Consider the following 20,896-nt stretch of genomic DNA (forward strand, 5'->3'; position numbering starts at 1 on the left):
TGCCAGCCTCAAAGCGGAGGTGCCGACAAACAATGTCATTTAAGTGACACATGACAGTGTTGGTGTGCGCAAACCTTGCCGGCGACTCAAGGCCCATCTGTCGACTGACAAAGCAGCCGCGAGCGGCTTTTTGGAGTGACCAGATCTCATGGAACTAGCTCTCACAGCCGCCTTCGCTTCCTCCGCTTTGCTTCTTTCCAATCTCGCCAGCATCCTGCTTGCTTCGTCGAAACTGCAAGCGCGTCGCCTTATCCCTCCGCCGTCCGACGAGCAGCCACCGGTCTCGATCGTCGTACCGTCGCGCGGCGTGGAGCCGTTCACACAAGAGACGCTGCAGCGAGCCTTCTCGCTCGACTGGCCGCGCTACGAACTGATCTTCTGCGTCGCTCACGCCGACGATCCCGTCGTCAAACTGATAAACAGGGCGATCGTCCTGTTTCCCAACGTGCCGGCCCGGCTGCTGATCGGCGACGACCGCGTCAGCAGCAACCCGAAGCTCAACAACTGCGTCAAGGGCTGGGAAGCGGCGCGCTATCATTGGGTTATTCTGGCGGATTCCAACGTGCTGATGCCTAGGGATTACGTCCAGCACCTGATGGCGGCCTGGCGGACCAATACCGGGCTTATCTGCTCGACGCCGATCGGCTCGCGGCCGGATGGCTTCTGGGCCGAGGTCGAATGCGCGTTTCTCAACACGCTGCAGGCGCGCTGGCAATATGCCGGCGAGGCGCTCGGTCTCGGCTTTGCCCAAGGCAAGAGCATGCTGTGGAACAAGCCGATGCTCGATACCAGTGGCGGTATCCGTGCGCTGGCCGCCGAGATCGCCGAGGATGCTGCTGCAACCAAGCTGGTCAACGGACTGGGCCTGCGCGTCAATCTCGTTGCCTCGCCTTTCGAGCAACCACTGGGGCAGCGCCGACTTCCCGACATCTGGTCGCGCCAGGCGCGCTGGGCGCGGTTGCGCCGCGTCACTTTCCCGCTGTTTTTCGCACCCGAGATCCTGACCGGCGTCGCCGTGCCGTTGGCGTTGGCGCTGGTGGCGGCCGCAAGTGCCGGCATCAGCCTGCCGGCCACGGTGTTGGCCGTGCTGACGGCGGCCTACATTCCCGAATGCGCGCTGGCCGCGGCCAAGGGCTGGCACCTGTCGCTGCGCATGGTCCCGGCGATGATGGTGCGCGACATGATGCTTCCCGCCATTTGGGCGCGCGGCTGGCTGAGCGGCGCCGTCGACTGGCGCGGCAACATCATGACCATCGGCACCAAGACGGCCGAACTGGAAGAGGTTTCGTCGGGAGCGTGACGCCTCGCGGCCTATCCGGCTGCCTTCAGCGCCTGCGCAACGTCCTCCAGCAGATCGTCCGTATCCTCAAGACCGACCGACAGCCTGAGCGTTCCCGGCCCGATGCCAAGCTCGGCGCGAGCTTCGTCGCTGAGGTTCTTGTGCGTGGTGGTCGCCGGATGGGTGATCAGGCTCTTGGCGTCGCCGAGATTGTTGGAGATCAGCACGATGTCGAGCGCGTTCTGCAAGGCGAAGGCCGCCTGCTTGCCGCCCTTGACGTCGAGGCAGATCAGCGTCGATCCGCCCGTCATCTGCTTCTTGACGATGTCGGCCTGCGGGTGGTCGGCGCGGCCGGGATAGATGACGCGGGCGATTTCCGGCCGTCCTGCCAGGAAATCCGCGATCTTGGCCGCGCTTTCCGTCTGCTGGCGCACCCGAACCGGCAGCGTCTCCAGGCCCTTGAGCAGCGTCCAGGCGTTGAACGGCGACAGGCTCGGGCCGGTGTGGCGGAAATAGTCGTGCAAATTCTCGTCGATCCATTTCTTGTCCGACAGGATGATGCCGCCGAGACAGCGTCCCTGGCCGTCAATGTGCTTGGTCGCGGAGTAGACGACGATATGGGCGCCGAGCTGCAAGGGCTTCTGCTGCAAGGGCGTGGCAAAGACATTGTCGACGATCAGCCTGGCGCCGATTGAGGTGGCGAGCGCCGCCACCGCTGCGATGTCGACCACTTCCAGCGTCGGATTGGTCGGGCTTTCCAGGAAGAACAGTTTCGTGTTCGGCCGCACCGCCTTTTCCCAGTTGGCGATGTCGGTGCCGTCGACCAGCGTTGCCTCGATGCCGTATTTCGGCGCCAGCGTCTCCACCACCCAGCGGCAGGAGCCGAACAGCGCGCGCGCCGCAACGATATGGTCGCCGGCCTTGGCGCTGCACAGGAGCGCTGCCGTCACCGCCGCCATGCCGGACGCCGTGGCGCGCGCATCTTCGGCACCCTCCAGCGCGCACATGCGCTTTTCGAACATGTCGACGGTAGGGTTGGCATAGCGCGAATAGATGAAGCCCGGCTCCTCGCCCTTGAAACGGGCTTCCGCGGCCTGCGCCGTTTCATAGACATAGCCCTGGGTGAGATACATCGCTTCCGACGTCTCGCCGAACTGTGAACGCAGTGTTCCCCCGTGCACGAGTGCGGTCTGAGGCTTCCAGTTACGCTTCTTGGTGCTCATCGCTTTTGTTCCAGACACAAAAAAACCGGCCGCGAAAGTCGCAACCGGTCCATATGGCCTTGCGGCCCGACGGTCCTTTAGCGACTTGTTTAACGTGGCTGCAAGCCGACCGGCCAAATCACCACGGGATAACGACCCTTTAGACCTCACCTGCGCTTGCGTCAATTGCCGGCTTCATTAAGAGGTTTGTACCAGGCAGGTTCCGCAATAATATCCAGCGGTTTTGCGGCAAGAACCTGCCACAAAGAGACCGACCTTGGAGCGGAGCCAGCCTTTTGCGGCAGACAGGCATTCTTCCCGATCAGGACATTTCCGCGCTGTTTCAGTCCGGCGCGCTGGAGTCGCCGCGCGCGCTCGATGTCGACCAGGTGCAGCCGGCGAGCCTCGATCTGAGGCTCGGCAACAAGGCTTTTCGCGTGCGCGCCTCCTTCCTGCCGGGTCCCGATCATCTGGTGGCCGACAAGCTTCACCGGCTGAAATTGCATGAGTTCAGTCTCGCCGAGGGCGCGGTGCTGGAAACCGGCTGCGTCTACATCGTGCCGCTGCTCGAAAGCCTGGCGCTGCCCGCAAACGTGTCGGCCTCGGCCAACCCGAAGAGCTCGACCGGCCGGCTCGACATCTTCACCCGGGTGATGACCGATCGCGGCCATGAGTTCGACAAGATCGCCCCCGGCTATCACGGGCCGCTTTATCTCGAAGTCAGTCCACGCACCTTCCCGATCGTCGTACGCGCCGGATCGAGGCTGTCGCAGATCCGCTTTCGCACTGGCAACGCGTTGTTGTCGGAGGCAGAACTGAACGAATTGCACCGCGCCGAGATGCTGGTGGCGACCGAGCCGCCCAACATTTCCGGCGGCGGCATTGCGCTGTCGATCGATCTTGACGGCGACCAGAACGGCCTGGTCGGCTATCGCGGCAAGCATCACACCGGCTTGGTCGATGTCGACAAGCGCGCCGCCCAGGATGCCGTCGATTTCTGGGAGCCGCTCTATAAGAGCGGCGCCGGCGAACTGGTGCTCGACCCGGACGAGTTCTACATCCTGGTCAGCCGCGAAGCCGTGCACGTGCCGCCGCTCTACGCCGCCGAGATGACGCCCTTCGATCCGCTGGTTGGCGAATTCCGTGTTCACTATGCCGGCTTCTTCGATCCGGGCTTCGGCCATTCGGCCTCAGGCGGCACCGGCAGCCGGGCGGTGCTCGAAGTGCGCAGCCACGAAGTGCCGTTCATCCTCGACCACGGCCAGATCGTCGGCCGGCTGGTCTACGAACACATGCTGAAGCGGCCGCAGGCGCTTTACGGCACCGATCTCGGCTCGAATTACCAGGCGCAAGGCCTCAAGCTCTCCAAGCATTTCCGCCCCGCCGGCTGAACCTTCGATCACCGTCAGGCAAAATACTTGCCTGCGCTGCCTCACCATGCTTGGCTGCCTTTCGGTGGCCGGCAAGAGAACGGCGGGCAAGGGGAACCAAATGCAGATTTCAAGATGGATCATATCGGCAGCGAGCGCTGCCATGCTGGTGATATCGGCCGGCTCGCTGGCTGAGGCGCAGGAGAAATTGAAGATCGGCACCGAGGGCGCCTATCCGCCCTTCAACACCATCACCGCGGACGGCAAGATCGAGGGCTTCGACATCGACATTGCCAATGCGCTGTGTGCGCAGATGAAGGTCGAGTGCGAGATCGTCACCCAGGACTGGGACGGCATCATCCCGGCGCTGCAGGCGAAAAAGTTCGACGCCATCATCGCCTCGATGAGCATCACCGAGGAGCGCAAGAAACAGGTCGCCTTCACCAACAAATACTACACGACGCCGCTGGCGCTGGTGGCGCCGAAGGACAGCGACCTCACTTCCACCGAACCGGCAGCCCTTGCCGGCAAGACGGTGGGCGCGCAGGCCTCGACCACCCAGGCCGACTATGCGCAGGACGCCTATGGCAAGGCCGGCGCCGAGGCGAAACTCTACCCCACCCAGGAAGAGGCGATCACCGACCTGCAGAACGGCCGTCTCGACGCCGTCATCTCCGACAAGTTCGTGCTGATGGACTGGCTGAAGAAGGCGAGCGAAGGCTGCTGCAAGCTTGTCGGCGACGTCAAGGGCACCGAGACGCAAGCCGGCATCGCTGTCCGCCTGGAAGACACGGCGCTGCGCGACAAGCTGAATGCGGCGATAGACGCCATCGTCGCCGACGGCACTTACAAGAAGATCCAGGCCAAGTATTTCGATTTCGATATTTATTGACGGTGGGCGCTGCCAATCTCCCCCCTCAAGGAGGGAGATTACGCTCTCAAAGCGCCTTCACCGCCACCTTCACCGGCTGCTCAATCTCCAGCGGGTTGCGCAGCGGCAGGCCGAAATCCCCGGCCTCGATCTCGAACACGTCGCCAGCCTGAGTCTTGATGCCGTCGGCAAAGGACAGCGTCGCCGTGCCGAACATGTGCACATGCACGTCGCCCGGCTGGCGGAAGGCCGAATATTTGAAGTGGTGATGTTCGAGATTGGCGATTGTGTGCGACATGTTCGCTTCGCCCGACAGGAACGGCTTTTCCCAGAGCAAATTGCTGTCGCGATAGATTCGCGATGAGCCCCTGACGTCGGCCGGCAGGTCGCCGATCAGGATTTCCGGCCCGAACGAGGCGTTGCGCAGTTTGGAATGTGCCAGGAACAGATAGTTCACCCGCTCGGTAACGTGATCGGAAAACTCGTTCGACAGCGTGAAGCCGACGCGGAACGGCGCGCCGTCGTCGCCGATGACATAGATGCCGGCGATTTCCGGCTCCTCGCCGGCGTCCTGCGCAAAGGCCGGCGACATCAGTGCGGCGCCCGGCGCCACCGCCATGGTGCCGTTGCCCTTGTAGAACCATTCCGGCTGCACGCCGGTCTGGCCCTTGGCCGGCTTGCCGCCTTCGAGCCCCATGCGGAACATCTTCATGGAATCGGTAAGCTGCTCCTCGCCGCCATCGCTGAGCTTCTTGTGCATGGAATCGCGCGTCGCCGCCGAGCCGAGATGGGTCAGGCCGGTGCCGGTCAGATGCAGATGCGCGGGATCGGGATGGTTGATCGGGGACACCAGCCGGCCCTTCTTGTAGACGGCGTCGAGGTCTATCGCTTCACCGAACCCCTTGCGCTCGATCAGCGCGGCGAGGCCCGTTCCGGTGCGCGCGGCTTCCATGGCCAGCGAATAGACGCTGCGGGCGCCGTTGATGATCCTGGTCTTGCCGCCGCCATTGCGGGCGACGACGCGGATGGTCTCGGCGTCGTCGAGGATCTGGGAGATCAGCATGATTAAATCCTCTCTCATGTGCTTGGCCTTGGATGCCTCTTGGCAAACCTTGACCTGCGCGGCTCGGACCACGCCGCGCCACGGGTTGAACTCTTCGTCCGGATTGCGCTCGCGAGCTCGATCCTTCAGGGGGACTTCTTATGCCGACAACTTGCCGGCTGCGCCGCGATCGTATGCCTCCTGCTTGCCTCGCCTGAAGCTTGTCAGGCCTTGTTCTTGTTGTAGACGTCGAAGATCACGGCGCCGAGCAGCACCAGGCCTTTGACCACCTGCTGCCAGTCGACATTGACGCCCATGATCGACATGCCGTTGTTCATCACGCCCATGATGAAGCCGCCGACGACCGCCCCGATGACCTGGCCGACGCCGCCCATCGCCGAGGCGCCGCCGATGAACACTGCGGCGATGACATCGAGCTCCGAGCCGAGACCCGCCGCCGGCACCGCCTGGCCGAGACGAGCCGCGATGATCAGGCCGCCAAGCGCCGACAGCACGCCCATATTGATGAACACCATCAGCGTCAGCCGCTCGGTGTTGATGCCCGACAGCTGCGCCGCCTTGGGATTGCCGCCCATGGCGTAGATGCGCCTCCCGATGGTCATGCGCTTGGTGACGAAGACGAACAGCGTGATCAGCACGCCCATGACCAGCAACACCACGGGCAGGCCGCGGTAGCTGGCAAACTCATAGACCAGGAACAGCGCCAGCGCGCTGGCGACCAGCGTCTTGACGACGAACAGGGTGAAGGGCTCGGCCTCATAACCATGGCGTTCTCGTTTGCGCCGGGTGCGGACCCCGAAATAGGCATAGGCGAGCACGGCGATCAGCCCCAGCACGACAGTCGTCATGTGCAGGGTCACGCCGCTGCCCATGATGGTCTTGCCGGCTGCGTTCACGACCGGCGGGACGAGCGTCAGTGGGCCGATCACATCCGGGATGAAGCCGGAGCTGAGCATCTTGAAGTCGTCGGGAAGCGGACCCACCGACGAGCCGCCGCCAAGCAAGGCCTGGCAAATGCCGCGGAAGATCAGCATGCCGGCCAGCGTGACAATGAAGCTCGGTATCCGGTGATAGGCGATCCAATACCCTTGCGCGGCGCCGATCAGGCCACCCGCGACCAGGCAGACGATCGAAACCACCAGCGGATTGCTCAGCGGTCCGAGCTGCCAGATAACCATCATGTTTGCCGCCAGCGCGCCGATGAAACCGGCGACCGATCCGACGCTGAGGTCGATATAGCCCGATACGATCACCAGCAGCATGCCGAGCGCCATCACGATGATGAAGGAGTTCTGCTGCACCAGATTGCTGAGATTGACCGGCTTGAACAACGTCCCCGACGTGGTGAACTGGAAGAACAGCATAATGACGATCAGGGCTATGATCAGTCCGTATTCGCGTAAATTCGTCGCCAGCGCCGAGACGGCGATGCGCGGGCGCTGTTCGTCAGCGACGTTGCCCTGCGGGGCGGGGGCGCTTTCGGTGCTCATGCTGCTTTTCCTTCTCCCCGGACGATGGCGCGCATTATCTTTTCCTGGCTTGCTTCCGCCGCGGGCATTTCGCCCACCATGCGCCCTTCGTTCATGACGTAGATGCGGTCGGTAATCCCTAGCAATTCCGGCATTTCCGACGAGATGACCACGATCGCCTTACCCTCCGAGGCAAGGCGCGCGATGATCGTGTAGATTTCATACTTGGCGCCGACATCGATGCCGCGTGTCGGCTCGTCGAGGATCAGCACGTCAGGGTCGGCAAACAACCATTTCGACAGCACCACCTTCTGCTGGTTGCCGCCGGAAAGATTGCCGGTCATCTGATAGACGCTGGACGCACGGATATTGGTCTTCTTGCGATAGTCGTTGGCGACCGCAAGTTCGCGCATGTCGTCGATCACGCTGTGGCGCGACACGCCGTCGAGATTGGCCAGCGTAATGTTATGCTTGATATGGTCGATGAGGTTGAGGCCGTAGGTCTTGCGGTCCTCGGTGACATAGGCGATGCCGTGTTGGACCGCCTTGCTTACCGAGGAGACATCGACCGGCTTGCCCTTGAGCAGCACTTCGCCGGTGATGCGGCGGCCATAGGAGCGGCCGAACAGGCTCATGGCGAATTCGGTGCGGCCGGCGCCCATCAGCCCGGCGATGCCGACCACCTCGCCCTTGCGCACATTGAGGTCGATGCCCTTGATCACCTGCCGCTCGGCATGGAGCGGGTGATAGACCGACCAGTTTTTCACCTCGAACACGACTTCGCCGATCTTGGGCTCGCGCGGCGGATAGCGGTCGTCGAGCGAACGGCCGACCATCGAGGTGATGATGCGGTCTTCGGAGATATCCTTCTTGGCCAGCGTCTCGATGGTGCGCCCGTCACGGATGACGGTTACCTTGTCGGCGACCCGGTTTATCTCGTTGAGCTTGTGCGAGATCAGGATCGAGGTCATGCCTTGGCGCTTGAATTCGAGCAGAAGATCGAGCAGCGCCTGGCTGTCTTTCTCGCTGAGCGACGCGGTCGGCTCGTCGAGGATCAAAAGCTTGACGTCCTTGCTCAGCGCCTTGGCGATCTCGACCAGCTGCTGCTTGCCGACGCCGATATTGGTGATCAGTGTCTTGGGGTCCTCCTTGAGGCCCACCTTCTTCAACAGGGCAGCGGTGCGCGCCTCGTTGGCATCCCAGTCGATGACGCCGTATCGGGCGTTTTCGTTGCCGAGGAAGATATTTTCGGTGATCGACAGCATCGGCACCAGCGCTAGCTCCTGGTGGATGATGACGATGCCCTTGTGTTCGCTGTCATGGATACCTTTGAACTGGCATTCCTGACCCTGAAAAATGATCTGGCCGTCATAGGTGCCGGCGGGATAGACGCCCGACAGGACCTTCATCAGCGTCGACTTGCCGGCGCCGTTCTCGCCAACCACGGCGTGGATCTCGCCTTCTTCGACGCTGAGGTTGACGTTCGACAGCGCCTTCACGCCGGGGAACGTCTTGGTGATGTCGCGCATCTCCAAAATCGTCGTCATCAGGGCAAGCTCCTCCTGTTGCATGTCGCTCCAAAGTGCTTGCGGTTTGAGACAACGACATGCACGCAAACTAAGTCCGGTAGAAACAATACCGGGGTCGCTTGTGAACGGACAGGGGTCCTGCGTCGGGCAGGACCCCTGTCTTTATAAACGGATTACTTCAGTTCGTCGGCCTTGATGTAGCCGGAGTCGACGACCAGTGCCTGATAGTTCGACTTGTCGACCTCATGCGGCGTCAAAAGGATCGAGGGGACGACCTTGACGTCGTTGTTGTAGGTCTTTTCATCGAGGCCGTCCGGCTTGCCGCCCGAGAGCACCTTGTCGACGAGTTCGACGGTGGCCTTTGCCAGTTCGCGGGTGTCCTTGAACACGGTCGAGTATTGCTCGCCCGTGATGATCAGCTTGACCGAAGCAGTCTCGGCGTCCTGGCCGGTCACGATCGGCCACGGCTGGGCGTCGGTGCCGTAACCCACGGCGCGCAGCGAAGCGGTGATGCCGCGCGACAGGCCGTCATAGGGCGAAAGAACGCCATCGACGCGGCTGCCGTCCGAGTAGTTGGCCGACAGCAGGTTGTCCATGCGCGCCTGGGCGGTGGCGGCGAGCCAGCGCAGCGTGCCGACCTTGTCCATGCCGGTCTGGCCGGACTTGATCTTGATCGAGCCGTCATCGATCAGCGGCTGCAGCACCGAGATTGCGCCGTTGTAGAAGAAGAAGGCGTTGTTGTCGTCCGGCGAGCCGCCGAACAGTTCGACGTTCCACGGCTTGGTGTTCGGGAAGCGCTCCTTGAGGCCCTTGACCAGCGAGTTCGCCTGGATCACGCCGACGCCGAAATTGTCGAAGGTGGTGTAGTAATCGACATTGGCGGTCTTCTTGATCAGGCGGTCATAGGCGACGACGACGACGCCGGCGTCAGCGGCCTTCTGCAGCGCGTCCGACAGGGTCGTGCCGTCGATCGAAGCGATGATCAGCGCCTTCGGGCCCTTGGTGATTTCGTTTTCCAGCTGGCTGAGCTGGTTGGGGATGTCGTCCTGCGCGTACTGCAGGTCGACCGTGTAGCCGAGAGCTTCGAGCTGGGACTTGACGGCATCGCCGTCATTGATCCAGCGCTGCGAGGTCTTGGTCGGCATCAGCACGCCGACAAGACCCTTGTCGGCTGCATGCGCCGAGTAGGTCATGGCAGCGATGCCAAGGGCCGCGACGGCGGCCAGTGTCTTGATGATTTTCACGTAAAACTCTCCCTGGTTGATGGACGCGACACCTCGGGGCTTCGCGGGCCGCGCAGTCGGGCGGATGCGCCAAAGCGCCGCCGCCGTCATAATCGATCTCCGGTATCCTCCCAATCGGCCCTCAGATTTAAATCGATACGATTTTGCTCGTCATCGACCGTCAAGTCTTGAGGACGCGCGAAAGTGTGACCCTTTGCCATAACTGTCAAATGCGATCTTCGGTGGTTGCTATACCAAAACCGGTATATGACCAGGCCGGTTGGAACAGTGGCGGATGCGGGAAAAGGCATGGCGGCTTTACGAGGTCCTCAGGGAATTTCAAGCGGTTACGATGAATTGCCGGGCGATGGCGAGACACTTCTGCGCAGTGGCTTGAGCCTGCGTCACATGCGCATGATCGCAGCACTCGACGATCACGGTCGGGTGAGCGCGGCGGCCCAGGTGATGAACATCTCGCAGCCGGCGGCCTCGCGCATGATTTCCGAGATGGAAGCGGTGCTCGAGGTGAAGCTCTGCGAAAGGCTGCCGCGCGGCATCACACTCACCCCTTACGGCAAGGCGCTGGCCCGGCGCGCGCGCTCGATCCTGCTCGAAATGCGCGAGGCCGACCGCGAAATATCGGAGCTCAAGGCCGGCAAGGGCGGCTCGGTGTTCCTTGGCGCGGTGACGGCGCCGGCGATCGAACTGGCGGTCCCGGCGATCCGCGAGATACGCCGCCTTTATCCGCGCATCGAGATTACCATGCAGGTCGAGACGTCGAATGTGCTGGCGCGCGAACTGATCGCCACGCGCCATGATTTCATCATCGCCCGTGTCCCCGAAGACCTCAATCCGCGCCTGTTCGAATCGCGCGTCATCGGCGTCGAGAAGGCCTGCCTGATCGTGCGCCGAGGCCACCCGCTGAGCAACGGCCATCCTCTAAACAATGGGAAGGCGGTGAGGCTGGAGGACACCGCCGCCTTTGACTGGGTGTTCCAGTCGGGCGGGTCGCCGCTGCGCCAGGCGATGGAGAGCAATTTCCTGAACCGCAACATCGCCCTGCCGGACCGCATCCTCAACACCTCGTCGCTGCTGCTCACACTGGTCATGGTGGCGCAGTCCGACGCCATCGCCCCGGTGTCGATCCAGGTGGCAAAATTCATCCAGAACCCCGACGGTCTCGCCGGCGCCATCGATGTCGTCCAGACCGAGTTCGACATCGAGGTCCGCCCCTACAGCCTGATCACGGTGAAGAACCGCGTGCTGTCGCCGGCAGCCAAGATGCTGCACGATTTTATCTTGCGGGAAGTGGGATAGGAACTGGAGCGGGTAGAGGGAATCGAACCCTCGCGTTCAGCTTGGGAAGCTGACAAGCTACCATTACATCATACCCGCGTCGGCCTCTCGATATCATGATGGGCGTGCTTCGGGCAATCGCCCTTGGACAGCTGTTCGGAAACGGCTGTTGGAAACCCGACCGATTGCGCCGTCCGCCCGCCTTGATGCGGGCGCAGCAAGTGCGTATTCGTGGGTTTGTACCCCGAATCCGGGCACACCAATCTGGAGGCAGGCCCCTTGTCCACAGTGACGCGCTTTCTCGGTGACTCGCCCGTCAGGGTGATCGTCAAGCTGCTGGTCGTTTCGTTCCTGGTCGGCCTGGTCATGAATGCGTTCGGCTGGACGCCGATGGACGTCTTCTACCGCATCCAGGGTTTCTTCATCGATCTTTGGAACCTCGGCTTCAACGCGGTCTATCGCTTCTTGGGCTATATCCTGCTCGGCGCCGCGATCGTCGTGCCGGTGTTCATCCTGCTCAGGGTCGCGAACTACCGCAAGTGAAGCGGAGCATGATCCCGAAAAGTGGCAACCGGTTTTCGGAAAAGATCATGCTCAAACCAAAGGCCACTTAGGCAAAGTCCGACGCCACCTCGAACAGGATGGCGTGGCGCGCGGCGAGCGCTGCGACATCGGTCGAATAGCCGCCGCCGATGACACCGCAGACCGGGATGCCCAGCGCGCGGAAATGACCGATCACCATGGCGTCGCGGGCACGTACGCCGTCATCGCTGAGCGACAGCCGGCCGAGCCGGTCCTCGGCATGCACGTCGACACCGGCATTGTAGAAGACGATGTCCCAGTGCGCCTTGGCCGAGAGCTCCGGCAGGAGGACACCCAGCCGTTCGAGATAGGCGCCATCGCCGGTGCCGTCCGGCAGGGCAACGTCGAGATCGGAGGCAATCTTGCGCACCGGATAATTGCGCTCGCCATGCATGGAAAAGGTGAACGCGCGTGGCTCTCCTTTCAGGATGTCCGCGGTGCCGTCGCCCTGATGCACATCGAGATCGACGATCAGGATGTTTTTCACCGCGTCTTCGGCTAGCAGCACCAGCGAAGCGACGGCAACATCGTTGAAGGTGCAGAAGCCCGCGCCTTGCGCGCGCCGCGCATGGTGGCTGCCGCCGGCGCTGTTGCAGGCAATGCCATTGATAAGCGCCAGTCGCGCCGCCAGCACCGTGCCGCCGGCGGCGAGTTGCGCCCTGAGCGAAACGCGCGGTCCCACGGGAAAGCCGATCTCGCGCTCGATCTTTTCAGGCACTGAACACGTGATGACCTGGTCGACATAATCAGCCGCATGGGCGAGCTTCAGCCAGGAGGCCGGCGCCGGCTCGGGCATCGACAGCGCCCCGGCATGGATCAGACCCCTGATATGCAAGGCCTGCATCAGCAGCGGATATTTGCTCATCGGAAAGCGATGATTGACGGCGAAGCCGGCATCGTAGTCGGGATGATGGACGATCTGCAGGGGCATGGCTAAAGCAATTCCAGGAAAAGTGTGCAGCGGTTTTCCCGGGAGAAGCGCGTAGCGCCTCCCTTTGGGAATTGCTTAAAACCAGTACTGGGATCCGGCGGGCTCGCGCCAGAAGAACATTTCGGTTGGCCGTCACGGCAAGAGTGATTGCGCGGTGGCGGGAAAATGGGGCACATCGGCTGTTCGATCAAGCCGCAACCAGCAAGGCAGCAATCCCCTGGACACGGGTGCAACCCCAGCCGACGCGAGACCCTTCGCCGTCACCAACCGTTCGGTGCTCGCCATCGCCGTGCCGATGACGCTCGCCTATCTGACGACGCCGCTGCTCGGCATCGTCGACACGGCGGTGGTCGGGCAGTTCGGCGATGCCGCCCTGCTCGGCGGCCTGGCGGCCGGGGCCCTGGTCTTCGACGTCGTCTTCAGCACCTTCAATTTCCTGCGCTCCGGCACCACCGGCCTCGTCGCCCAGGCGTTTGGGCGCGGCGACGAAACCGAGGAGCAGGCGGTGTTCTGGCGCGCCGTGCTGATCGCGGTCGCCGCCGGCATCGTGCTTGTCGTCCTTGCGCCGCTGATCGCCATCGCCGGCCAGAAATTCATCGGCGGCGAAGCGCGCGTCGGCGAGGCGATGGGCGTCTATATCCACATCAGAATGCTCGCCGCCCCCTTCACGCTGATCAACTACGCCATCCTCGGCTATGTCCTTGGACGCGGCGAGGGCGGGCTTGGGCTGATGCTGCAGGCGGTGCTCAACGGCATCAACATCGTGCTTTGCATCCTGCTCGGCCTGAAGCTTGGCTGGGGCGTCGCCGGCGTGGCCTGGGCGACCGTCACCGGCGAATGTCTGGCCATGCTGCTGGGTCTCGCCATCGTTGTCTGGCGCTTCCGGGCCGCACCCCGCCTGCCGCGGCATCGCCTGCTCGACATGCCCGCTTTCCTGCGCATGCTGTCGCTCAACCGCGATATCATGATCCGCTCGTTCTCGCTGCTCGCCGCTTTCGCGCTGTTCACCCGCCAGGGCGCGCAGTTCGGCACGCTGACGCTGGCCGCCAATGCCGTGCTGATGAACTTCTTCCTCGTCGCCGGCTATTTTCTCGACGGTTTCGCCACCGCGGCCGAACAGTTGGCGGGACGCGCGATCGGCGCACGTGCCGAGACGGCGTTCCGCCGGGCGGTACGTCTGACCTTATTCTGGGGGTTCGGCCTCGCCGGAACCGCGACGCTGATCTTCTGGCTCGGCGGCGCCGGCCTGATTTCGTTGATCACCACGTCGCCGGACGTTCGTGCTGTTGCCGACATCTATCTGCCGTGGGCGGCACTGACACCGCTGAGCGGCGTGCTGGCCTTCCAGATGGACGGCGTCTTCATCGGCGCCACGTGGTCGCGCGACATGCGCAACATGATGCTGGTGTCGTTCCTGGCCTTCAGCGCCGCATTGTTCAGCTTGGCGCCGTCTCTCGGCAATCGCGGCCTGTGGGCGGCGCTGCACGTTTTCCTGCTGGTGCGCGGCTTCAGCCTGCTGGCCATCCTGCGGCTCAGGCTGCGCACGGCTTTTTAGAGCGCCTTGGCAGCCCACTGATCGAGCCGGCTGTCGCGCAGTTCGCGCAATGATTTCAGCCGCTCCTTGTCGGCAAAGCGCACCATCCCGGCAAGGATGCGGCCCGGCAGTGCCGGCCCGGCATAGATCATGCCGGTGTAAAGCTGGACGAGATCGGCGCCGGCGCGGATCTTTTCCAGCGCGGCATCAGTGGAATCGACGCCGCCGACCCCGATGATGGCGCGATCCGGCCCGAGCAGCCGACGCATCTTGGCGAGCACGATGGTCGAGCGCTCGAACAGCGGTTTTCCCGAGAGACCGCCGGTCTCGCCGGCGCCGCTTGGGCTCCGCAATCCGGATCGCGAGAGCGTCGTGTTGGAGACGATGACGCCGTCGATCTGCTTCTCGCTGACTTCGGCGGCGATGTCTTCAAGCTCGGCCTCAACCAGATCGGGCGCAATCTTGAGGAAGAGGGGCGGCTGCGCCGAAGCTGCTGCACGCACCGACATGACCCGAGACAACAGTTCGCCGAGCTGTTCGCGCGCCTGCATGGTGCGCAGGCCGGGCGTGTTGGGCGACGAGATGTTGACGGTGAGATAGCTGGCGTATTTCGCAAAACGGGAAACGCCCAACTCATAGTCACGGACACGATCGGCGCTGTCCTTGTTGGCGCCGATGTTGACGCCGACAATGCCGCCGCGTCCCTGGCGCGCGGCAAGGCGTTTTTCCGCCGCCTCGTGGCCCTCATTGTTGAAGCCCAGGCGGTTGATCACCGCATCATCCTCAGTCAGCCGGAAAATGCGCGGCTTCGGATTGCCGGCCTGCGGCAGCGGCGTCACGGTGCCGACTTCGGCAAAGCCGAAGCCGAGGCCAAGCAGCGCGTCGGGCACCTCGGCGTTCTTGTCGTAGCCTGCGGCCATGCCGAGCGGATTGGGGAAGGCGATGCCACAGAGGCTGAGCTTCAACCTGTCGTCGCGCACCGTCCGCGCGCCGACCGGCAGACCGCATCGCAGCGCCGCGATCGACATGCCATGCGCCGTTTCCGGATCGAAGGTGAACAGCAGTTTCTGGGCGATGCGATCGAACACGATCATTCGGCCTCCAGCGCCGGGAATTGATGGGCGCCGTCGGCCCCGAGCGGCAGTGGCCGCACCCACAGCACGGCGCTCATATCGAGCACGCCATAGAGATGCGGGAACAGCGCGCCGCCGCGCGAGACCTCGTAATTCAGCGCGTCACCGAGCAGCGCCCCGTCGATGGCGATCAGCAGCAAATCCATCTGGCCGGCGAAATGCTTCGCCGCCGTCTCCTTGGCCTGATCAGCGGTGGAGAAATGGATGAAGCCGTCGGCGATATCGATCGGAGCGCCGGTGAAACGGCCGTTTTTCTCGGCCTCGCGCCAAAGCGCTTCGGGCGCGATCTTGTAGATAATCTGAGACATGGTTGCGCTATAATCCGAACCGATCATGCGGGGAAGGGCAACTCGTCCGCATTTACGGCGCAAAGCTGTGATAGGTTGCGCATACTGGCTCGTGGAGGATGGAACATGCGTCTGCAGCACATACTGATCCCCGCCGCACTGGTCTCGCTGGTTGCGGCATCGGCCTGGTCCGAACAGACCGACCGCTACCGGCTGGAAAAATCCGCCAACGGTTATGTCCGCATGGATACCCAGACCGGCGCCATGTCGATCTGCGAGGAGCGCTCCGGCCAGCTCGTCTGCAAGATGGCCGCCGACGAACGCGCCGCCTTCCAGGACGAAGTCGACCGTTTGCAGGCCTCGATGAAAGCAATGGACGAACGCGTCGCCAAGCTCGAGAACTCGCTGTCCGCCCGCCTCGAATCGAAGCTGCCGAGCGAGGAGGATTTCGACAAGACGATGAGCTATATGGAGCGCATGCTGCGCGGCTTCATGGGCATCGTCAAGGAAATGGACAAGGATGACGGCGCCAATCTCAATTCGCAAAAGACCTGAACTGCCCGGCGGGGAATGCCCCGTCCGGCCATTGCCGCATGAAGACAAAGCGCTTCGCCGCATAATCGTCCGGTCCCCGTAAAAGCCGATAATCAATAAGGGATTTGGGGAGGAACATTTGCCGTCGGGTTACACCTTCGTCATCGCCGACGACCATCCGCTTTTCCGCGGCGCGCTGAAAGAGGCGCTTGCCGGCGTCGGCGATGTCGCCGCCATTCACGAGGCCGGCGATTTCGAAAGCGCCAAGGCCCTGGTCGTGGCCAATGAGGATGTCGACCTGGTGCTGCTCGACCTGTCGATGCCGGGCGCCAGCGGCCTGTCCGGTCTGATCGCGTTGCGCGGCATCCACCCGGCGGTGCCGCTGGTGGTGGTATCGGCCCACGACGACCCGGTGACCATCCGGCGCGCGCTCGATCTCGGCGCATCCGGCTTCATCTCCAAATCGGCCAGCATGGAGGAAATCCGCAGCGCTGTGCAATCGGTGCTGGTAGGCGATATCGCAGCCCCCGTCGGCATCGACCTCGGCGTCGAGCGCGACCCGGAAATATCCGACCTGATCAAGCGGCTGCAGGCGCTGACACCGCAGCAGACGCGTGTCCTCGGCATGCTGGCCGAAGGCCTGCTCAACAAGCAGATCGCCTACGAGCTCAGCGTCTCCGAAGCGACGGTCAAGGCGCATGTTTCGGCCATCCTGCAGAAGCTCGGCGTCGACAGCCGCACCCAGGCGGTGATCCAGCTGTCCAAGATCGGCAGCGATCCGTTGCAGCCAGCAGGCTAAAGCGCATCGCGCTGAACGGATTCATGCGACCCGCTTTAGCTCTTGTTCGATGCATGTCGTGGTCCCAGAACCGGGGCACACTTCTGGGCGACATGCATTGAACCCTACTCGGCCGCCGATGCCAGCGGCCTGACCCTTGCCATCATGGAACGCAGCACGGCCGGCTTCAGCGGCTTGTTGATCACCGGCACGTCCAGGGCGGCGGCAGCGGCACGGACCTCGGTGGAGCGGTCGGCGGTGACCAGCACGGCCGGCAGGTCCGAACCATGGATGTCACGCAGGCGGGCGATGATGTCGAGGCCGCTTCTGCCATCGAGATGATAGTCGGCAAGCACGATGTCGGGACGATCGGCCCTGCCAAAATCCTCCGAACCCGAAAACGTGCCGATGCTGCAGCCCCAGCCCTCGAGCAGAAGCCGCATGCCGTCGAGGATGCGGGCGTCGTTGTCGATGCACATGACGCGCAGGCCGGCCAGCGAATTCGCGGTGCGGGCAGGCGCCTTCGGCTCGACCTCGCGCCGCGGCGCCTCAACCGCCGCAACCGGCAGGATAACGGAAAAGCGCGTACCCTTGCCCGGGTTGGAAAAGATCTGGATCTCGAGCCGCAGCACCCGCGCGATGCGGTCGACGATGGACAGGCCAAGGCCGAGACCTTCGGCCTCGCGCACGCCTTCGTCCAGCCGGGTGAACTCGTTGAAGACCGTGTTCAGCTTGTCGCCGGCAATGCCGATGCCAGTGTCGATCACCTGGATTTCGGCGAGTTCGCCGCGCCGTCGCACGCCGACCAGGATGCGGCCATGGGGGGTGTATTTGATGGCGTTGGAGACCAGATTCTGGATCAGCCGGCGCAGCAGGTTGCGGTCCGTCAACACGCTGAGCGACGAGGCTATGATCGTCAGATCGAGTTTCTTTTCGGCGGCGAGCGGCTGAAAATCATTGCCGATCTGGCGCAGCAGCCCGTCCAGGCGGAAGGCGCTGTCGTCCGGCTTCATTGCGCCGGCGTCGAGGCGCGAAATGTCGAGCACGGCGCCCAGGATCGTCTCGACCGATTCGAGCGAGGATTCGATGTTGACGGCAGCCTTGCCCGCCGGCCCCTTGCCGGCTTTTTCGATCAGCGACGAGCAGTAGAGACGGGCGGCGTTCAAAGGCTGCAGGATGTCGTGGCCGGCGGCGGCGAGGAAGCGCGTCTTGCCCAGATTAGCCTCCTCGGCCAGCATCTGCGCCTGCGCCAGCTCCTCATTGACCCGGGTCAACTCCTCGTTGACTCTAGTCAGTTCGATGGTGCGCGTCTTGACCCGCTGCTCCAGCGATTCATTGGCCCGCTTCAGCGCCAAATCCTGTTCGACGCGTCCTGATATGTCGGCATAGGTGGCGACGATTCCGCCGTCCGGCATCGGGTTTGAGCGCAGTTCGAGGATGCGGCCGCTGGTCTTCAACTCCATCTGCCACGGGCTGACGAAACTGGTCAGCCGGTTGAGCATCGCCACGCGCTGGTCGGCCGGAATATCGCCGCGCTCGGCGAGGTGGCGCAGGATGCGGTCGAGCGAGACGCCGACCTGGCCCATCTCGTCGGGCAGGTCGAACAGCGCGCGATATTGTCTGTTCCAGCAGATCAGACGAAAATCGCGGTCGAATACGGTGATGCCCTGCTCCATCTGGTCGAGCGCGATCTGCAGCAGGTCGCGATTGTGCTGCAGCGCTTCGGTGGCGTCGTCGAGCAGGCGAAAGGCGTCCTTGGACTCGCGGTCGTTGCGGCGAAACAGCAGCGACAGGATCAGCCGCGCCGAAGACGAGCCGACCGCGCTCGCCAGCAGCTGCTCGGAAAAGCGGATGACATCCATGCTGGCCTGCTCATTGCCGTGCAGCGAGACGCCATTGCTTTTCTCGAAGGATTGGAAGGAGCGCTCGGTGCGCTCGACGCCGAGGTAGCGCGAGATGGTGTCTTTCAGCACGTTGACGGTGATGGCGGTGCGGAAGCGGCGCAGGCTGGGCATCGGGCCGGATTCGCGCGGCACGAAGATCGACGCCTGGATCCGCTCCAGCGGCACTGACGCGCGCGACAGCGAGCCGAGCACGAAGAACAGCGTGTTGACCGACAGGCTCCAGAGCACGCCGTGGTTCAACGGTTCGGCGACGGTGCCGAACAGAGCCTGCGGCCGCAGCGCCTCGAAACCGAACAACCCCTGCACGACGATGTCCGCGTCGGCTGCCGAGAGCGACGGCAAAAGCAGCGTATAGCCCCAGACGAGGATGCCGGCGACCATGCCAAGGGCCGCGCCGCGGCCATTGGCGCCGCGCCAGATCAGCCCGCCGATCAGCGCCGGCGCGAATTGGGCGATTGCCGCGAACGACATCAGGCCGATCGACGACAGCCGCGCCGAGTTGGTGCTTTCGCGGTAGTAGAGGAAGGCGATGAACAACAGGATGAAGATGGCGCCGCGCCGCACGTTGAGGATCAGCGTCGACCAATCCTCATTCTCCGAGGTCGTGGTCTTGAGCAGGCGGCGCACGAACAGCGGGATGACGAGGTCGTTGGAGATCATGATTGACAGCGCCACGCTTTCGACGATCACCATGGCGGTCGCCGCCGACAGCCCACCGATGAAGGCGGCCATGGCGAGGAAGTCATGGCCGCCGAACAAGGGCAGCGCCAGCACATAGAGGTCACTGGTGGTTTTGGTGCCGACCAGCGCCAGGCCGGCGAAGGCGATCGGCAGCACGAACAGGTTTATCGCCACGAGATAGAGCGGGAACACCCAGGTCGCGGTGCGCAGTTCGGCCTCGCCGCGGTTCTCGACGATGGTGACGTAGAACTGGCGCGGCAGCATGATGATGGCAAAGCCGCTCAGGCAAGTCAGCACCAGCCAGGTGGCGAGCGAGGTGTTGTAGCCCATGGCTTGCCGCACCTGGCTGTTTTCGGCCAGCTTGTCGATCATGTCGCCCGGGCCACCGAAGATCAGGAAGGTGACCATCAGGCCGATCGCCAGGAAGGCGGCGAGCTTGACCACGGTTTCGACCGCCACCGCCAGCACCAGCCCGTCCTGGTGCTCGGTGGCGTCGGCATGGCGGGTGCCGAACAGCACCGCAAACAGCGCCAAGAGCATGGCCACCACCAGCGAGATGTCGCTGACGAAGGGATCGAAGGAGGGCGGCGATCCCGTATAATGCTCGACCATCAGGCCGACCGAACCGGAGATCGCCTTCAGTTGCAGTGCGATATAGGGCACCGCGCCGATGGTGGCGATCAGCGTGGCGATCGCCGAGACGGCAAAGCTCTTGCCGTAGCGCGCGCCGAGGAAGTCGGCGATCGAGGTGATCTTCTCGCTCTTGGCCAGCCGCACGATGCGATTGAGCAGCGGAAAGCCGAACACGAACACCAGCACCGGCCCGGTGTAGATGCCCAAAAATTCGAGGCCGCGTTCGGACGACAGGCCGACCGAGCCGAAGAAGGTCCAGGAGGTGCAGTAGATGGCGAGGCTGAGCGCATAGATGAAGGGCCGGGCGCGGCCGGGTCCCAACGCCGTTGAACGCCGGTCGCCGAGGCTGGCGATGACGAACAGCAGCGTTAAATAGGCGACCGCAATGATGACGATGAACCAGCCCTGCACGGCCCGAAAATCCTCCTCGGCCAGCTTTCACCCCGGCCTGCCCAGAGGCAATCACAGCTCTAAGGTCAAGTCCATCGCGGCTTTCGGCGCATGGTCGCGACGCTGCCCTGTCGAACCGTGAACCAAGGTAAGGAGAAAGCGGTGTTTTCCAGCTTTTGCTTCTGTTGCAACCGCAGGTTTTTGTTA

The 20,896-nt window shown here is 63.2% G+C and carries 17 protein-coding genes, 1 tRNA gene and 1 riboswitch; of the genes, 8 read left to right on the forward strand and 10 right to left on the reverse strand.

The window, feature by feature from the left end; genetic code table 11:
* The first annotated feature begins 148 nt into the window (after positions 1 to 148).
* Complete coding sequence (locus tag NKK52_RS29170; protein ID WP_023681947.1) at positions 149 to 1,300, forward strand: ceramide glucosyltransferase; 1,152 nt, start codon at positions 149 to 151, stop codon at positions 1,298 to 1,300.
* Between the two features lie 11 nt (positions 1,301 to 1,311).
* On the opposite strand, the gene NKK52_RS29175 is transcribed toward NKK52_RS29170, so the two are convergent.
* A complete protein-coding gene (locus NKK52_RS29175) occupies positions 1,312 to 2,502 on the reverse strand; it encodes an O-succinylhomoserine sulfhydrylase (RefSeq protein WP_023669633.1) in 1,191 nt (396 codons plus the stop codon).
* Positions 2,503 to 2,559: 57 nt separating this feature from the next.
* Positions 2,560 to 2,637, reverse strand: a riboswitch (SAM riboswitch).
* Positions 2,638 to 2,777: 140 nt separating this feature from the next.
* Between NKK52_RS29175 and NKK52_RS29180 the strand changes: the two genes are divergently transcribed.
* On the forward strand, positions 2,778 to 3,872 hold the full coding sequence (locus tag NKK52_RS29180; RefSeq protein ID WP_023681946.1) for a 2'-deoxycytidine 5'-triphosphate deaminase: 1,095 nt from the start codon (positions 2,778 to 2,780) through the stop codon (positions 3,870 to 3,872).
* Between the two features lie 100 nt (positions 3,873 to 3,972).
* On the forward strand, positions 3,973 to 4,743 hold the full coding sequence (locus NKK52_RS29185; RefSeq protein WP_023681945.1) for an ABC transporter substrate-binding protein: 771 nt from the start codon (positions 3,973 to 3,975) through the stop codon (positions 4,741 to 4,743).
* A 46-nt stretch (positions 4,744 to 4,789) separates the two neighbouring features.
* On the opposite strand, the gene araD1 is transcribed toward NKK52_RS29185, so the two are convergent.
* The 4 genes from araD1 to chvE form a co-directional block, all read right to left on the reverse strand.
* Entirely contained in the window at positions 4,790 to 5,785 is a 996-nt protein-coding gene (araD1, locus tag NKK52_RS29190; RefSeq protein ID WP_023669636.1) for an AraD1 family protein, read from the reverse strand.
* A 203-nt stretch (positions 5,786 to 5,988) separates the two neighbouring features.
* Positions 5,989 to 7,275: a multiple monosaccharide ABC transporter permease gene (gene mmsB / locus NKK52_RS29195; protein WP_023669637.1), complete on the reverse strand. Its 1,287-nt coding sequence runs from the start codon at positions 7,273 to 7,275 to the stop codon at positions 5,989 to 5,991.
* A complete protein-coding gene (mmsA, locus tag NKK52_RS29200; RefSeq protein ID WP_031203726.1) occupies positions 7,272 to 8,804 on the reverse strand; it encodes a multiple monosaccharide ABC transporter ATP-binding protein in 1,533 nt (510 codons plus the stop codon). The genes mmsB and mmsA overlap by 4 nt, the downstream gene beginning before the upstream one ends.
* Before the next feature lie 152 nt (positions 8,805 to 8,956).
* Positions 8,957 to 10,027, reverse strand: a complete 1,071-nt coding sequence (chvE, locus tag NKK52_RS29205) for a multiple monosaccharide ABC transporter substrate-binding protein (RefSeq protein ID WP_023681943.1) — start codon at positions 10,025 to 10,027, stop codon at positions 8,957 to 8,959.
* Between the two features lie 288 nt (positions 10,028 to 10,315).
* Between chvE and NKK52_RS29210 the strand changes: the two genes are divergently transcribed.
* The gene (locus NKK52_RS29210) at positions 10,316 to 11,323 is read left to right on the forward strand and encodes a LysR family transcriptional regulator (protein WP_023681942.1); all 1,008 of its coding nucleotides are present in this window, start codon (positions 10,316 to 10,318) and stop codon (positions 11,321 to 11,323) included.
* 4 nt (positions 11,324 to 11,327) lie between these two features.
* Here the strand turns inward: NKK52_RS29210 and NKK52_RS29215 are convergent.
* Positions 11,328 to 11,401 (reverse strand) — tRNA-Gly (locus NKK52_RS29215).
* A gap of 180 nt (positions 11,402 to 11,581) precedes the next feature.
* On the opposite strand from NKK52_RS29215, the gene NKK52_RS29220 reads away from it, so the two are divergent.
* The gene (locus NKK52_RS29220) at positions 11,582 to 11,845 is read left to right on the forward strand and encodes a DUF6460 domain-containing protein (protein WP_023681941.1); all 264 of its coding nucleotides are present in this window, start codon (positions 11,582 to 11,584) and stop codon (positions 11,843 to 11,845) included.
* Between the two features lie 67 nt (positions 11,846 to 11,912).
* Here the strand turns inward: NKK52_RS29220 and NKK52_RS29225 are convergent, their stop codons facing one another.
* Complete coding sequence (locus NKK52_RS29225; protein ID WP_023681940.1) at positions 11,913 to 12,815, reverse strand: histone deacetylase family protein; 903 nt, start codon at positions 12,813 to 12,815, stop codon at positions 11,913 to 11,915.
* A 217-nt stretch (positions 12,816 to 13,032) separates the two neighbouring features.
* On the opposite strand from NKK52_RS29225, the gene NKK52_RS29230 reads away from it, so the two are divergent.
* On the forward strand, positions 13,033 to 14,370 hold the full coding sequence (locus NKK52_RS29230; protein ID WP_023681939.1) for an MATE family efflux transporter: 1,338 nt from the start codon (positions 13,033 to 13,035) through the stop codon (positions 14,368 to 14,370).
* On the opposite strand, the gene NKK52_RS29235 is transcribed toward NKK52_RS29230, so the two are convergent.
* Both NKK52_RS29235 and NKK52_RS29240 read right to left on the reverse strand, forming a co-directional pair.
* Positions 14,367 to 15,443, reverse strand: coding sequence for a quinone-dependent dihydroorotate dehydrogenase (locus tag NKK52_RS29235; protein ID WP_023681938.1), 1,077 nt, complete (start codon positions 15,441 to 15,443; stop codon positions 14,367 to 14,369). The genes NKK52_RS29230 and NKK52_RS29235 overlap by 4 nt on opposite strands.
* Positions 15,440 to 15,790, reverse strand: coding sequence for a DUF952 domain-containing protein (locus tag NKK52_RS29240; RefSeq protein ID WP_023681937.1), 351 nt, complete (start codon positions 15,788 to 15,790; stop codon positions 15,440 to 15,442). The genes NKK52_RS29235 and NKK52_RS29240 overlap by 4 nt, the downstream gene beginning before the upstream one ends.
* Positions 15,791 to 15,895: 105 nt before the next feature.
* Between NKK52_RS29240 and NKK52_RS29245 the strand changes: the two genes are divergently transcribed.
* Both NKK52_RS29245 and NKK52_RS29250 read left to right on the forward strand, forming a co-directional pair.
* On the forward strand, positions 15,896 to 16,324 hold the full coding sequence (locus NKK52_RS29245; RefSeq protein WP_023681936.1) for a hypothetical protein: 429 nt from the start codon (positions 15,896 to 15,898) through the stop codon (positions 16,322 to 16,324).
* A gap of 118 nt (positions 16,325 to 16,442) precedes the next feature.
* Positions 16,443 to 17,102: a response regulator transcription factor gene (locus NKK52_RS29250; protein WP_023681935.1), complete on the forward strand. Its 660-nt coding sequence runs from the start codon at positions 16,443 to 16,445 to the stop codon at positions 17,100 to 17,102.
* 104 nt (positions 17,103 to 17,206) lie between these two features.
* Here the strand turns inward: NKK52_RS29250 and NKK52_RS29255 are convergent, their stop codons facing one another.
* Positions 17,207 to 20,710, reverse strand: coding sequence for a PAS domain-containing hybrid sensor histidine kinase/response regulator (locus NKK52_RS29255; RefSeq protein ID WP_023681934.1), 3,504 nt, complete (start codon positions 20,708 to 20,710; stop codon positions 17,207 to 17,209).
* Positions 20,711 to 20,896 lie beyond the last annotated feature (186 nt).

Origin of the sequence: Mesorhizobium sp. C277A (genome assembly GCF_040324395.1) — a bacterium.
Lineage (GTDB): Bacteria > Pseudomonadota > Alphaproteobacteria > Rhizobiales > Rhizobiaceae > Mesorhizobium.

Excerpts from the sequence above, each read along its gene's own strand:
- mmsB (WP_023669637.1), bottom strand. The coding sequence starts at position 7,275 with ATGAGCACCGAAAGCGCCCCCGCCCCGCAGGGCAACGTCGCTGACGAA.
- NKK52_RS29235 (WP_023681938.1), bottom strand. The coding sequence starts at position 15,443 with ATGATCGTGTTCGATCGCATCGCCCAGAAACTGCTGTTCACCTTCGAT.
- NKK52_RS29210 (WP_023681942.1), top strand. The coding sequence starts at position 10,316 with ATGGCGGCTTTACGAGGTCCTCAGGGAATTTCAAGCGGTTACGATGAA.
- NKK52_RS29185 (WP_023681945.1), top strand. The coding sequence starts at position 3,973 with ATGCAGATTTCAAGATGGATCATATCGGCAGCGAGCGCTGCCATGCTG.
- NKK52_RS29170 (WP_023681947.1), top strand. The coding sequence starts at position 149 with ATGGAACTAGCTCTCACAGCCGCCTTCGCTTCCTCCGCTTTGCTTCTT.
- NKK52_RS29175 (WP_023669633.1), bottom strand. The coding sequence starts at position 2,502 with ATGAGCACCAAGAAGCGTAACTGGAAGCCTCAGACCGCACTCGTGCAC.
- NKK52_RS29225 (WP_023681940.1), bottom strand. The coding sequence starts at position 12,815 with ATGCCCCTGCAGATCGTCCATCATCCCGACTACGATGCCGGCTTCGCC.
- araD1 (WP_023669636.1), bottom strand. The coding sequence starts at position 5,785 with ATGCTGATCTCCCAGATCCTCGACGACGCCGAGACCATCCGCGTCGTC.
- NKK52_RS29245 (WP_023681936.1), top strand. The coding sequence starts at position 15,896 with ATGCGTCTGCAGCACATACTGATCCCCGCCGCACTGGTCTCGCTGGTT.
- NKK52_RS29240 (WP_023681937.1), bottom strand. The coding sequence starts at position 15,790 with ATGTCTCAGATTATCTACAAGATCGCGCCCGAAGCGCTTTGGCGCGAG.